The following is a 14,405-nucleotide window of genomic DNA, read 5'->3' as shown; positions in this document are numbered from 1 at the left end:
CGGAGTTGGAGGACTATACCATCAATATCGATTATGGAAATCAAACAGAAAGCTACACGTTGACAGAGCTTCTGAAAATGGCACAGGAAACAGAACAATAATTTTATCTAAAATAAAAAGGCTCTTTTGAGCCTTTTATTTTTTGAAGGTTTGCTGCATCCGTTCCAAATCATATTCCAGCAGCCAATTTTGGCAATCCTCATATAAAAAACGGATCTCTTCGGGTTTTTCTGCTGCCACATCTGCGCCCCTGTCATCATAAGGATGGAACAGCAGGTGACGGGTGGTATCAAAGAAGAACACAGCAGAGGATAGTTCCCGGAAGCCCAATCCTTTAAAATCGCAGGACATGATGGCTTCCAGCAGAGGTGTTATCCGAGGCGGAGTCTGTTCAATATCCCAGAAAAGCAGGATACGAGTCATAGGTTCTTCGGCGGCTGTCATCACTTCCTGCTGATAGACTTCCGCAGGGGCAGGCAAGTGAGCCAAACGACAGAATTTCTCGATGATTTCATCCACATCTGTATCCAGATCCGGCGTGCGGTACAGAACCCAGAGCAATGTATCGAAAGGAGCGATTTTTTCATAGAGAAAGGAAACGCGCCATTGGGCACTTTTCAGATAGCGGGGATTCAGATGATTTTCCTCCAGAAAGATATCTAAGGTTGGATCGCCTGTTTCAAAACGCAGGGAAACAGGGCTTTCATAAAAGATGGGCAGCTGCAGTCTTTCGTTGCCCATCTTTTTTAATGTCAAAATAGTACGTTCTAATAACATAAAAATCTCCTAATTTATGCGGGCTGTCGGGGACGGTTGTTGCGAAGGAACATTGCCACAGCGGTGGAGGTGATGATGAGATATCCCAGCCAGCTGAAAGCATCGGAAACCTGCCCGAAAACAAAATAGCCCAAAATTGCCGAGAAAATGATTTGGCTGTAATCGTAAACGGAAATTTCCCTGGCGGGGGCATAGGTATAGGCGGCAGTGATAGTGAATTGCCCGCCGGCGGCTGCCAGACCTGCCAAAAGCAGCGTACCCAGCTGCACCATTGTCATGGGATGGTAGCAGAAGATCAGATAAGGCAGAGTGACAACGCAGGAAAAGGCGGAGAAAAAGAACACGATAAAAGGACCTTTTACACCGCGCATGCCCAATGCACGCACATACGTATATGCTACCCCGGCGCCAAGACCGCCCAATAGCCCGATTAGTGCAGGGAAACACGCCAGGTTAGAGGGGGTAGGCTTGATGACGAATAGAGTGCCGGTGAAGGCAGCTGCTACGCAAAGCCCCTGAAAAAGATTGATCTTTTCCTTTAAAATGAGGATGCCAAAGAGGATGGCAAAGAAAGGGGACATTTTATTGAGCATGGAAGCATCCGCCAATACCAGATGATCTACAGCATAGAAGTTGCAGAGGATACCCAAGGTACCACATACAGAGCGGAGCAGCAGAAATTTTTTGGAGTCTCTGTCCAATTTGATTTCAGGGCGTTCCTTCAGCAGGATGATCAGGGCAAAGAGCATTGCCACGAAGTTGCGGAAGAAGCTTTTTTGAATAGAGGGCAGATCGCCGGAAAGGCGGACGAAAAGGTTCATCAGTGCGAAGGAAAAGGAGGAAAGCAGGATACAGCAGACCCCTTTATTTTTTTGTGACATCGTTCATACTTCCTTTCTAAAGAGCGAAACCTTGGGACTCTGTCCCAAACCCTGCAAGGGGAATAATTCCCCTTGACCCTTGTTTGCAGCAAAATGTATATTTTGCTGCGGTATCGGGTTCTAAGGGGGTGCCCCCCTTGGTGGGAGTTTGAGGGTGAAATCCTCAAGGGTTTCGGCGGTTTTCGGCTTCGGCTTTGGAATAAGGGCATCCGCAGTAGTCCTGCCGGTAAAGATGATATTCCGCTGAGAGCTCACAGGAGCGGCGGTAACCGTTCTTTTTCTTGAAATCGGAAAAGAGATAAGAAACACCGCGTGCATCGGAAATCTCTTTCCCCAATTCATTCAGCACCTGGGCATTTTTGTGAGGGCTGATGGAAAGAGTGGTGGTGAAATAGTCGAAACCACCCTCCTTCGCTGCTTTTGCTGCCTCTTCCAGCCGCAGGCGGTAGCACTTGAAGCAGCGCTCGCCGCCCTCCGGTTCGGTTTCATGCCCCTTTGCCAAGGCAAAGAACCGCTCCGGGTCATATTTCCCTAAAATTAATTTTACAGCAAGCCCCATTTCGCTGATGAGCCGTTCCTGTTCTTCCGCCCGGAAACGAAATTCTTCTGCAGGGGCAATATTGGGATTATAATAAAAGATCGTAATATCAAAATACTGTGCCAAATATTCCATCACATAGGAAGAACAGGGGCCGCAGCAGCTATGGAGCAGCAAAGAGGGGCGTTTGCCTTCCTGTTGGAGCGATTGGATGGTTTTTTCCAGCACCAGCTGGTAATTTTGTTTCAAATGTGTCGCCTCTTTTCTAGAATACATCCTACCCAGTTTAACAAGAAATGCAGAAGAAGTAAAGGAAAGCGGGATTGTACGAAAAAAAATACAAAAATAATTCACAAAAATGAGATTTTTGGGAATAGAAAAATAAAAAATATCTGATGAATTTTCGTGAAGAAGTGGTGATGTTTTTGTTTAAATTGAAATTTTGACAAAAAATCAAGTGTCAAACATAACAGAAAAAGGGAAAATCCGTAAAGAAGGGGAACAGATGTGAAAGAACTCCGGCATGGGAAGGAGAAGATTTTTTCGGAAGCACGAAACCCTGGAATTCCGGGGAAAGAACATAAAAAAGGACTTGACATCATCCGCTTACTGTGATAAAATATCTCCACATTAGCGAACATGCACATCGTCCCATGCTGTAACAAAGTATAGCATAGAGAAATCCTGATTTCAACAGAAATTTTGGAAATCGGCATATTTTACAGGCAAAACGCCTTGGAAATCAGCTGAAATGATGTGATTTTTGTTCAAAATAGATAAGAGCAGGCTGTTTTTGACAGCTTGCCCGCAGTTTTTTGAAATAGAATTTTTTGAATGAACAGGCTTTTGTCATGGCTTCTGATCAAAGGAAGTGCAGGCAAAGGTCTAGATTTGTTTGGAAAATTCTAAATTTTTGTCTGAAAGAGAACCGTGCAGGCAGCTATCTGGCGACTGTCCCAATGCGCAATGCACCCAAAGGGGGGATTGCGAATAGGAGAAGCGATGTGAAGGTGTCTTCTTTCAGAATATGTAAGAATAAAATGATTTTGCGATTTTGCAAATTCTTTTATCCGCTTTAACGGCGGCGATTTTGTCGGTGCAGTTTAGATTACGAGAGGTGACAAGATGGAAAAAAACAGAATTCGTGCACTCCAGTTTGGCGACACGACCAGAATCAGTTATTCCAAGATCAACGAAGTTCTGGAAATGCCCAACCTGATTGAAGTGCAGAAGAACAGCTATCAGTGGTTTTTGGACGAAGGTCTGAAAGAAGTATTTGAGGATATTTCCCCCATTACGGATTTCAGCGGCAATCTGATACTGGAATTTGTCGATTTTTCTTTGGATTCCGAGCCCAAATACTCTATTGAAGAATGCAAGGAAAGAGACGCGACCTATGCCGCATCCCTGAAGGTGAAAGCAAGACTTTACAATAGAGAACTGGATGAACTGAAAGAACAGGAAATCTTTATGGGCGATTTCCCTCTGATGACAGAAACAGGTACCTTCATCATCAATGGTGCAGAACGTGTTATCGTCAGCCAGTTGGTTCGTTCCCCCGGTATCTATTATGCATCCGATTTTGATAAAGTCGGCAAGAAGCTGCTTTCCTCCACAGTCATTCCCAACAGAGGTGCCTGGCTGGAATATGAAACAGATTCCAACGACGTATTTTATGTAAGAGTTGACCGTACCAGAAAGGTTCCTGTATCCGTTCTGATCAGAGCCATGGGCGTTGGCACCGATGCAGAAATCATCGAGCTGTTTGGTGAAGAACCTAAGATTCTGGCAACTCTGGAAAAAGACGTTGCAAAATCCAATGAAGAAGGCTTGATCGAGATTTATAAAAAGCTGCGTCCCGGTGAACCCCCTACAGTAGAAAGCTCCGCTTCCCTGCTGAATGGTATGTTCTTCGATCCTAAGAGATATGACCTGGCGAAGGTAGGCCGCTATAAATTCAATAAGAAACTGGCTCTGAGAAACCGTATCCGCGGCGCAGTGCTGGCTGAAAATGTGGTTGACCCTATGACAGGGGAAGTAGTGGCAGAAGCCGGTGCTGTCCTGACGATGGAACTGTGTGACCAGATTCAGGATGCCGGTGTTGACAGCCTTTATATTGCAGTAGAAGATAAGAAAGTAAAGATTTTGAGCAACCAGACCGTTGCTATCGATTCTTATATTGAAGAATTTGGCTTAAGTGCAAAAGAATTGGGCATCAAGGAAAGAGTTTACTACCCCGTTCTGGTGAAGATTCTGGAAGAAAACGCCACAGCAGAAGAATTGAAAGCAGCCATCAAGGAAAATATCCACGAACTGCTGCCCAAGCATATCACACTGGAAGATATCTTTGCTTCCATCAACTATGTGATCCATCTGGATTATGGCTACGGCAACGTAGACGATATCGACCATCTGGGCAACAGACGTATCCGTTCCGTTGGGGAACTGCTGCAGAATCAGTTCCGTATCGGCCTGTCCAGAATGGAAAGAGTGGTTCGTGAAAGAATGACTACACAGGATCTGGCAGTTGTAACCCCTCAGGCACTGATCAATGTGCGCCCTGTCACAGCGGCTATCAAGGAATTCTTCGGCAGCTCCCAGTTGTCCCAGTTCATGGATCAGAACAACCCTCTGTCCGAACTGACACATAAGAGAAGATTGTCCGCTCTGGGCCCCGGTGGTTTGTCCAGAGAAAGAGCCGGCTTCGAAGTGCGAGACGTTCACCATTCTCACTACGGCAGAATGTGTCCTATCGAAACACCAGAAGGCCCGAACATCGGTCTGATCAACACATTGGCTACTTTCGCCCGCATCAACGAATATGGTTTCATCGAAGCACCCTACAGAGTAGTTGACCACAGCGGCGAAGAACCCCGTGTAACCGATGAATTCATCTATGTAACCGCAGATGAAGAAGAAAATTACAACGTAGCACAGGCCAATGAACCCTTGGATGCGGAAGGTCATTTTGTGCATAAGAAAGTATCCGGCCGTCATAAAGAAGACATCATCGAAGTGGACAGAAGCCAGGTACAGCTGATGGACGTATCCCCTAAGCAGATGGTTTCCGTTGCGACAGCGTTGATTCCTTTCCTGGAAAATGATGACGCGAACCGTGCGCTGATGGGTTCCAACATGCAGCGTCAGGCCGTTCCTCTGCTGGTGACAGATTCTCCTATCGTCGGCACAGGTATGGAATATAAAACAGCGAAAGACTCTGGTATCTGCGCCATTGCGAAAAACAGCGGTATCGTAGAAAGAGTTTCCGCTGATGAAATCGTGATCAGAAACGATAACTCTCAGAGAGATGTATATAAATTGGTAAAATACCAGAGAAGTAACCAGAGCACTTGCCTGAACCAGAAGCCCATCGTAGACCTGGGCGAAAGAGTAGAAAAAGGCCAGATCATCGCTGATGGTGCTTCCACCTGCAAAGGGGAACTGGCACTGGGCAAAAACCCTCTGATCGGTTTCATGACATGGGAAGGCTACAACTACGAAGATGCCGTTCTGCTGAGTGAAAAACTGGTGCAGGAGGACGTTTATACCTCCGTTCATATCAGTGAATTTGAAGCGGATGCCAGAGAGACCAAGCTGGGGCCTGAAGAAATCACAAGAGATATCCCCAACGTGGGGGAAGATGCCCTGAAAGATCTGGATGAAAGAGGGATCATCCGCATTGGTGCGGAAGTTCGCCCCAACGATATTCTGGTTGGTAAGGTAACACCGAAGGGTGAAACAGAACTGACAGCAGAAGAAAGACTGCTGCGTGCTATCTTCGGCGAAAAAGCAAGAGAAGTCAGAGATACTTCCCTGCGTGTACCTCACGGGGAAACAGGTATCATCGTGGATGTAAAGGTATTCACAAGAGAAAACGGCGACGATGTAGGCCCCGGCGTAAACCAGCTGGTACGTGTTTATATCGCTCAGAAACGTAAAATCTCCGTTGGTGACAAAATGGCCGGCCGTCACGGCAACAAGGGTGTCGTTTCCCGTGTACTGCCTGTGGAAGATATGCCTTTCCTGCCCAATGGCCGCCCTCTGGATATCGTGCTGAACCCTCTGGGTATCCCTTCCCGTATGAATATCGGGCAGGTATTGGAGACACACCTGTCCCTGGCTGCGAAGGCATTGGGCTGGAAGATCAGCACACCCGTATTCGATGGTGCCAACGAAATCGATATCATGGATACACTGGAAATGGCAAACGACTATGTCAACACAAGCTGGGAAGAATTCTCTGAAAAATGGAAACCCCTGCTGAATGGCGATATTTATGATGAACTGTATGCAAACAGAGACCACAGAGAAGAATGGAAGGGCGTTGCCCTGGGCAGAGATGGTAAGGTTCAGTTGAGAGACGGCCGCAGCGGCGAACCCTTCGATAACCGTGTCACCATCGGCTTCATGCACTACCTGAAGCTGCACCACCTGGTAGACGAAAAGATCCACGCTCGTTCCACAGGTCCTTACTCTCTGGTTACACAGCAGCCTCTGGGCGGGAAAGCTCAGTTCGGCGGTCAGCGTTTCGGGGAAATGGAAGTTTGGGCGCTGGAAGCATATGGCGCGGCTTATACCCTGCAGGAAATCCTGACAGTGAAATCCGACGATATTGTTGGCCGTGTAAAGACCTACGAAGCCATCGTCAAAGGGGAAAACATCCCCGAACCCGGTGTTCCCGAATCCTTCAAGGTTCTGCTGAAGGAACTGCAGTCTCTGGCTTTGGATATCCGTGTCCTGCGGGAAGACCAGACAGAAGTAGAGATCAAGGAATGCATCGAAGATGTGGATGATCTGAATGTAAACATCGACGGTTATGAAGAGGATGAATTCCATCGTCCCCGCCCCATGACAGCAGAAGAAGAGCTGAGAGATTTCCTCTTCGACGATGAAGAAGGCGTTGTGGCTGATAACAGCGATCTGCTTTCCGATGACTATGCTGGTGATGAGGATTACGACGACTATGAGGATGAAGAATAAGAAAGGAGAACAAACCCATGAGCACACAAAATACAGATCAGGGAATTGTATTTGATTCCATCAAGATTGGTTTGGCATCTCCCGAAAAAATCCATGAATGGTCCAGAGGTGAAGTAAAAAAACCTGAAACCATCAACTATAGAACACTGAAACCTGAAAAGGACGGTCTGTTCTGCGAAAGAATTTTCGGGCCCACAAAAGACTGGGAATGTCATTGTGGTAAATATAAAAGAATTCGTTACAAAGGCGTTGTCTGCGACCGCTGCGGCGTTGAAGTAACAAAGGCGAAAGTAAGACGTGAGAGAATGGGCCATATCGAGCTGGCCGCTCCCGTTTCCCATATCTGGTATTTCAAGGGCATCCCTTCCAGAATGGGTTTGATCCTTTCCATGAGCCCCAGAGCTCTGGAAAAGGTTCTTTACTTTGCTTCCTATATCGTGCTGGATGCAGGCGATACAGAGCTGCAGTATAAACAGCTCTTGACAGAAAGAGAATACAGAGAAGCTTATGATAAATATGGCAATGCTTTTGAAGCAGCCATGGGTGCGGAAGCTATTAAAAAGCTGCTGCAGGATATCGATCTGGAAAAGGAATCCGCAGAACTGAAAGCACAGCTGCAGGATACGACAGGCCAGAAACGTGTTCGTATCATCAAGAAGCTGGAAGTCATCGAAAGCTTCCGCCTTTCCGGCAACAAGCCTGAATGGATGATTCTGGATGCCATCCCGGTTATTCCTCCCGATATCCGTCCTATGGTACAGCTGGATGGCGGCCGTTTCGCTACCAGCGACCTGAACGACCTGTACAGAAGAGTTATCAACAGAAACAACCGTCTGAAAAGACTGCTGGATCTGGGCGCTCCCGATATCATCGTAAGAAATGAAAAGAGAATGCTGCAGGAAGCTGTTGACGCCCTGATCGATAACGGCCGCCGCGGCCGCCCTGTTACAGGCCCCGGTAACCGTGCGCTGAAATCCCTGTCCGATATGCTGAAGGGCAAACAGGGGCGTTTCCGTCAGAACCTGCTGGGCAAACGTGTTGACTATTCCGGCCGTTCCGTTATCGTTGTAGGCCCCGAACTGAAAATTTATCAGTGTGGCCTGCCCAAAGAAATGGCAATCGAACTGTTCAAGCCCTTCGTTATGAAGAAACTGGTGGAGGACGGTTTGGCACACAATATCAAATCTGCCAAGAGAATGGTAGAAAGACTGCAGACAGAAGTTTGGGATATCTTAGAAGATGTCATCAAAGAGCATCCTGTTATGCTGAACCGTGCGCCGACACTGCACAGACTGGGTATCCAGGCCTTTGAACCCGTTCTGGTTGAAGGCCGTGCTATCAAGCTGCATCCTTTGGTATGTACAGCGTATAACGCCGACTTCGACGGCGACCAGATGGCGGTTCACGTTCCTCTGAGCGTAGAAGCTCAGGCAGAATGCCGGTTCCTGCTGCTGTCCCCCAACAACCTGCTGAAACCTTCCGATGGTGCCCCTGTAACCGTACCCTCTCAGGATATGATTCTGGGTATGTATTACCTGACACTGGAAAGAGAAGACCTGAACAAGAAATACGAAGCAGATATTGTGGATGCAGAAGGCAATGTCATCAAAAAAGCCGGTGACATTATCATCAAATCCTTCAAGGATGAAAAAGAAGCCATGTTGGCTTATGATAACCATGAAGTTTACCTGCAGGAGATTATCAGGGTCAGAAGAACATTGGAATTTGACGGTGTTCTGGAATCCAGAATGGTGCAGACAACGGTAGGCCGCATCATCTTCAACGAAGCGATTCCCCAGAACTTGGGTTATGTGGACAGAACAAACGACGAAACAAAATTTGACTATGAAATCAGTTTCCTGGTTGATAAAAAAGGCATTGGTAAGGTTATCAATAAGTGTATCAACCGCTGCGGTGCAACAGAAACTGCTGCCGTTTTGGATAAGATCAAATCCTTGGGCTACAAATTCTCCACAAGAGCTGCCATGACAGTATCTGTATCCGATATGGAAATTCCTAAGGAAAAGGCAGAATATCTGGCAGAAGCAGAAGAAAAAGTAGACCTGATCACAAGAAAATTCAGACGTGGTCTGATGACAGACGAAGAACGTCACCAGAAGGTCATCGAAGCTTGGAATATTGCCGATGATAAGATTACAGCGGCTCTGCTGGCTGGTCTGGGCAAATATAACAACATTTATATGATGGCAAACTCCGGTGCCCGTGGTTCCAACAGACAGATCAAACAGCTGGCCGGTATGCGTGGCCTGATGGCATCCCCTAACGGCGGTATCATCGAACTGCCCATCAAGGCGAACTTCCGTGAAGGTCTGTCCGTACTGGAATACTTCATTTCTGCCCATGGTGCTCGTAAAGGTCTGACCGATACAGCCCTGAAGACAGCCGACTCCGGTTACCTGACCCGTCGTCTGGTAGACGTTTCTCAGGATATCATCGTAAGAGAATGGGACTGCTGCGAAGGCAGAAATATCGAAACACCCTGCATGGAAATCTCTGCATTCATGGATGGCAATGAAGTCATCGAAGGTCTGCAGGATCGTATCCGCGGCAGATGGTCTGCTTACGATATCATCCACCCCGAAACAGGCGAGATCATCGTTCCTGCTGATACGATGATTACCGTAGATCAGGCAGAAGCAGTGGAAAAAGCAGGCGTAAAGAAAGTATGGATCAGAACCGTACTGACCTGCCGTTCCGAAGTGGGTATCTGTGCGAAGTGCTATGGTGCGAACATGGCCAGCGGCAGATATGTACGTATCGGTGAATCTGTAGGTATCATTGCGGCTCAGTCCATCGGTGAACCTGGTACACAGCTGACCATGCGTACCTTCCACACAGGCGGTATCGCCGGCGATGACATCACACAGGGTCTTCCCCGTGTCGAAGAATTGTTTGAAGCAAGAAAGCCTAAGGGCCTTGCCATCATCGCAGAATTCGGCGGCCGTGTCACACTGAATGATACAAAGAAAAAACGTGAAGTTATCATTACAAACCCTGAAACTGGCGAAACAAAGGATTATCTGATCCCTTACGGTTCCAGAATCAAGGTATATGACGGTGACGTAATTGAAGCCGGTGACGAAATCACAGAAGGTAGTGTAAACCCCCACGATATCCTGAAGATCAAAGGTCTGAGAGGCGTTCAGGACTATATGATCCAGGAAGTACAGCGCGTTTACCGCCTGCAGGGTGTAGAAATCAGCGATAAGCATATCGAAGTTATCGTTCGTCAGATGCTGAAACGTGTAAAGATCGAAGAAAACGGCGATACCGATTTCCTGCCCGGCTCTCTGGTTGACTGGCTGACCTTTGAAAATACAAATGCTGCTCTGGAAGCAGAAGGCAAAGAACCCGCCAAGGGGACAAGAGTGCTGCTGGGTATCACAAAGGCATCCCTGGCAACAGATTCCTTCCTGTCTGCCGCTTCCTTCCAGGAAACAACCCGTGTCCTGACAGAAGCAGCCATCAAAGGCAAAATCGATCCATTGATCGGCCTGAAGGAAAACGTTATCATCGGTAAGCTGATCCCTGCCGGTACAGGTATGACGAGATATCGCAATATTGAAATTGTACCCGAAGGCGCAGAGGAAGAAACAGCCCCCACAGAAGAGACTGTTTTTATTGACGAGGATGAACTGGTATAAATAAAGATAAAAAGTGCTGCTGAAAAGCGGCACTTTTCTTTCGTATTAAGACGAGTGTGTTTTAAGGAAAGACATTGAAAAAAACAGTGAAAAAAGCTGATATTTCAAAGAAAAATCCTTGACTTTTCATTTTCTCGATGATAGAATTTTCTAGTGTCCGGCTTTGCGGGCTTTTCTAAGCGGGCCCTTGAAGCAGGAACAGGATAAGAATGATTGCAATTTGCAGATGTATTATTTTATAAGGAGGTGCAGTTAATGCCTACGTTTAACCAGTTAGTAAGAAAAGGCAGAAAAACTGTTGAGAAAAAATCTACAGCACCCGCTCTGCAGAAAGGTCTGAACTCCCTGCAGAAAAAAGCAACAGACGTATCTTCTCCCCAGAAGAGAGGCGTTTGTACAGCGGTAAAAACTTCCACACCTAAGAAGCCTAACTCTGCTCTGAGAAAGATCGCCAGAGTTCGTCTGTCCAACGGTATCGAAGTAACAGCATATATCCCCGGTGAAGGCCACAACCTGCAGGAACACTCCGTTGTTCTGATCAGAGGCGGTAGAGTAAAAGACCTTCCTGGTGTACGTTACCATATCGTAAGAGGTACACTGGATACAGCCGGCGTTGCAAACAGAATGCAGGCTCGTTCCAAATACGGCGCAAAACGCCCTAAAGCAGCGAAGAAGTAATTCCGACTGCGGGAACAAATTTTAAAAAAGACAAATCTAATTTATAGAAATGCCTTATATAGATCAATACAATCTGCGATTGCTTAGACGAGATATACGTTGACGAAGATAAGGCATGAAAACACGGACGTTTAGGGCCGTGAAGTACCGAGAATAGCATTTATTCATCAAGGAGGGAAGAATCGTGCCTAGAAAAGGACATGTAGCAAAAAGAGAGGTCTTGGCCGATCCTATTTACAACAGCAAGCTGGTAACAAAGCTGATCAACAGCATCATGCTGGATGGTAAAAAGGGTGTAGCTGAAAAGATCGTTTACGGTGCATTCGAAAAAGTAGCAGAAAAAACAGGAAAAGATGCTCTGGAAGCTTTTGAAGAAGCTCTGGGCAATGTAATGCCTGTACTGGAAGTAAAAGCACGCCGTGTTGGTGGTGCTACTTACCAGGTACCCATGGAAATCAGACCCGAAAGAAGACAGACACTGGGCCTGAGATGGATCACACTGTATTCCAGAAAACGCGGTGAAAAGACAATGGTTGACCGTCTGGCTGGCGAAATCCTGGATGCTCTGAACAACGCCGGCGGCGCTTGCAAGAGAAAAGACGAAATGCACAAAATGGCAGAAGCAAACAAAGCTTTCTCTCATTTCAAATGGTAAGAGATACCACAAAAGCGTTGTTGATGAACACAGCGGCGTGACTGCCTGCAGACACCTGCCTGTGAACAAGAGACAACCGGAAGATAGGAATAAAGCGGAGCTTTATGAATATCGGCAACTGCAAAACAGTTGGTTTTTGGATAAAAACGAATGGAAACCAGGCAATATGGAAAGGCTATTTCATAGTCTTTCCATAGACCTGATTATGACTGCAAAAAGGAGGATTCCACAGTGGCAAACAGAGAATACCCTCTGGAAAGAACCAGAAACATCGGTATCATGGCGCATATCGATGCTGGTAAGACAACTTTGACAGAACGTATCCTGTTCTATACAGGCCGTAACTATAAAATCGGCGATACTCACGAAGGTACAGCAACCATGGACTGGATGGAGCAGGAACAGGAAAGAGGTATTACAATCACATCCGCTGCGACAACATGTCATTGGAACGACAACAGAATTAACATCATCGACACACCCGGTCACGTTGACTTCACAGTTGAAGTAGAACGTTCCCTGCGTGTACTGGATGGTGCTGTTTGCGTACTGGACGCAAAGGGCGGTGTTGAACCTCAGACAGAAACAGTTTGGAGACAGGCTGATAACTATCATGTACCCCGTATGATCTTCGTTAACAAAATGGACATCATGGGTGCAGACTTCTTCGGTTCCATGAAATCTATCGTAGACAGACTGGGCTGCCATCCCGTAGCAGTGACTCTGCCTATTGGTGCTGAAAGCGATTTCAAAGGTATCATCGACCTGATGAAGATGAAAGCTTACTACTATGAAAACGCTACTGGCACAGAAGTAGACGAAGAAGATATTCCTGCAGAATATGCAGAACAGGCAGAAGAATACAGAAACATCATGGTTGAAACAATCTGCGAAACAGATGAAGAACTGATGGAAAAATTCTTCGCTGAAGAAGAAATCACAGAAGCAGAACTGAAAGCAGCACTGCGTAAGGCATGTATCGCTTGCGAACTGATGCCCGTAATGTGCGGTTCCGCTTACAGAAACAAAGGCGTTCAGAAACTGCTGGACGGCGTTGTTGAATATATGCCCGCACCTACAGATATCCCTGCAATCAAGGGTATCGACCCTGCAACAGGCGAAGAAACAGAAAGACATTCTTCCGATGAAGAACCTTTCTCTGCTCTGGTATTCAAAGTAATGAATGACCCCTTCGTAGGGAAGCTGGCATTCTTCCGTGTATACTCCGGTACACTGGACTCCGGCACATACGTTTTCAACTCTACAAAGGGCGGCAAAAAAGAACGTGTTGGCCGTATCCTGCAGATGCACGCAAACCACAGAGAAGAAATCGACAAGGTTTACTCCGGTGATATTGCTGCAGCAGTAGGTTTCAAAATTTCTACAACAGGTGATACAATCTGTGACGAAGAACACGAAGTAATTCTGGAATCCATGGTATTCCCCGAACCCGTAATCTCCGTTGCGATCGAACCTAAAACAAAAGCTGGTCGTGATAAAATGGGTATTGCTCTGGCAAAACTGGCAGAAGAAGACCCTACTTTCAAAACATACACAGATCAGGAAACTGGCGATACTATCATCTCCGGTATGGGTGAGCTGCATCTGGAAATCATCGTTGACCGTCTGCTGAGAGAATTCAAAGTAGAAGCAAACGTTGGTGCGCCTCAGGTAGCATACAAAGAAACATTCCGTAAGGCGGTTGACGTAGAAGGTAAATTCGTACGTCAGTCCGGTGGTCGTGGTCAGTATGGTCACTGTAAAGTACGTTTCTATCCCATTCCTACAGATGCGGAAAACAACTATGAATTCGTAAATGCGACAGTTGGTGGTTCCATTCCTAAGGAATACATCCCCGCTATCGATAAAGGTATTCAGCAGGCAATGCAGAGTGGTATCCTGGGCGGCTATCCCGTACTGGGCGTTAAAGCAGAAGTTTACGATGGTTCCTACCATGACGTTGACTCTTCCGAATCTGCTTATCAGATCGCCGGTTCCATGGCTTTCAAAGAAGCGATGAGAAAAGGTGACGCAGTACTGCTGGAACCCATCATGAAAGTAACTGTAACTGTACCCGAAGATTACATGGGCGATGTTATCGGTGATATCAACTCCAGACGTGGCCGTATCGAAGGTATGGAAGCTAGAAGCAACGCACAGATCATCCACTCTTTCGTTCCTCTGGCAGAAATGTTCGGTTATTCCACAGACCTGCGTTCCAGAACACAGGG

8 protein-coding genes are annotated in these 14,405 nt (G+C 46.8%); 5 read left to right on the top strand and 3 right to left on the bottom strand.

Annotated elements, in window-relative coordinates; translation table 11 throughout:
* Positions 1-135: 135 nt before the first annotated feature.
* From ACI39P_RS05510 to ACI39P_RS05500, 3 genes are all read right to left on the bottom strand, one after another.
* Positions 136-777, bottom strand: a complete 642-nt coding sequence (locus ACI39P_RS05510; protein ID WP_439719681.1) for a DUF3885 domain-containing protein — start codon at positions 775-777, stop codon at positions 136-138.
* Positions 778-791: 14 nt separating this feature from the next.
* Positions 792-1,658, bottom strand: a complete 867-nt coding sequence (locus ACI39P_RS05505; protein WP_439719680.1) for an EamA family transporter — start codon at positions 1,656-1,658, stop codon at positions 792-794.
* A gap of 163 nt (positions 1,659-1,821) precedes the next feature.
* The gene (locus ACI39P_RS05500; protein ID WP_439719679.1) at positions 1,822-2,472 is read right to left on the bottom strand and encodes an epoxyqueuosine reductase QueH; all 651 of its coding nucleotides are present in this window, start codon (positions 2,470-2,472) and stop codon (positions 1,822-1,824) included.
* 849 nt (positions 2,473-3,321) lie between these two features.
* Here ACI39P_RS05500 and rpoB point away from each other — a divergent pair.
* The 5 genes from rpoB to fusA all read left to right on the top strand — a co-directional run.
* A complete protein-coding gene (gene rpoB, locus ACI39P_RS05495; protein WP_439719678.1) occupies positions 3,322-7,176 on the top strand; it encodes a DNA-directed RNA polymerase subunit beta in 3,855 nt (1,284 codons plus the stop codon).
* Positions 7,177-7,193: 17 nt separating this feature from the next.
* Complete coding sequence (rpoC, locus tag ACI39P_RS05490; protein WP_439719677.1) at positions 7,194-10,841, top strand: DNA-directed RNA polymerase subunit beta'; 3,648 nt, start codon at positions 7,194-7,196, stop codon at positions 10,839-10,841.
* A gap of 255 nt (positions 10,842-11,096) precedes the next feature.
* Positions 11,097-11,519 carry a 30S ribosomal protein S12 gene (gene rpsL / locus ACI39P_RS05485; protein WP_016407008.1) on the top strand — a complete coding sequence of 141 codons (423 nt, stop codon included), beginning with the start codon at positions 11,097-11,099 and terminating at the stop codon, positions 11,517-11,519.
* 184 nt (positions 11,520-11,703) lie between these two features.
* Positions 11,704-12,174 (top strand): 30S ribosomal protein S7, encoded by a 471-nt coding sequence (gene rpsG / locus ACI39P_RS05480; protein ID WP_320790983.1) that lies wholly within the window; start codon positions 11,704-11,706, stop codon positions 12,172-12,174.
* A gap of 231 nt (positions 12,175-12,405) precedes the next feature.
* Positions 12,406-14,405, top strand: a 2,000-nt coding sequence (fusA, locus tag ACI39P_RS05475) for an elongation factor G (protein WP_439719676.1), incomplete at its 3' end; no start/stop codon positions are given.

The organism is Anaerotignum sp. (assembly GCF_051877975.1).
Classification (GTDB): Bacteria; Bacillota; Clostridia; order Lachnospirales; family Anaerotignaceae; genus Anaerotignum_A.
This window is presented reverse-complemented; position numbering and strand designations above follow the sequence as displayed.

Bases quoted from the DNA above. Each gene is read 5' to 3' on its own strand.
- rpsL (WP_016407008.1), top strand. From the start codon at position 11,097: ATGCCTACGTTTAACCAGTTAGTAAGAAAAGGCAGAAAAACTGTTGAG.
- ACI39P_RS05500 (WP_439719679.1), bottom strand. From the start codon at position 2,472: ATGTATTCTAGAAAAGAGGCGACACATTTGAAACAAAATTACCAGCTG.
- ACI39P_RS05510 (WP_439719681.1), bottom strand. From the start codon at position 777: ATGTTATTAGAACGTACTATTTTGACATTAAAAAAGATGGGCAACGAA.
- ACI39P_RS05505 (WP_439719680.1), bottom strand. From the start codon at position 1,658: ATGTCACAAAAAAATAAAGGGGTCTGCTGTATCCTGCTTTCCTCCTTT.
- rpoB (WP_439719678.1), top strand. From the start codon at position 3,322: ATGGAAAAAAACAGAATTCGTGCACTCCAGTTTGGCGACACGACCAGA.
- rpoC (WP_439719677.1), top strand. From the start codon at position 7,194: ATGAGCACACAAAATACAGATCAGGGAATTGTATTTGATTCCATCAAG.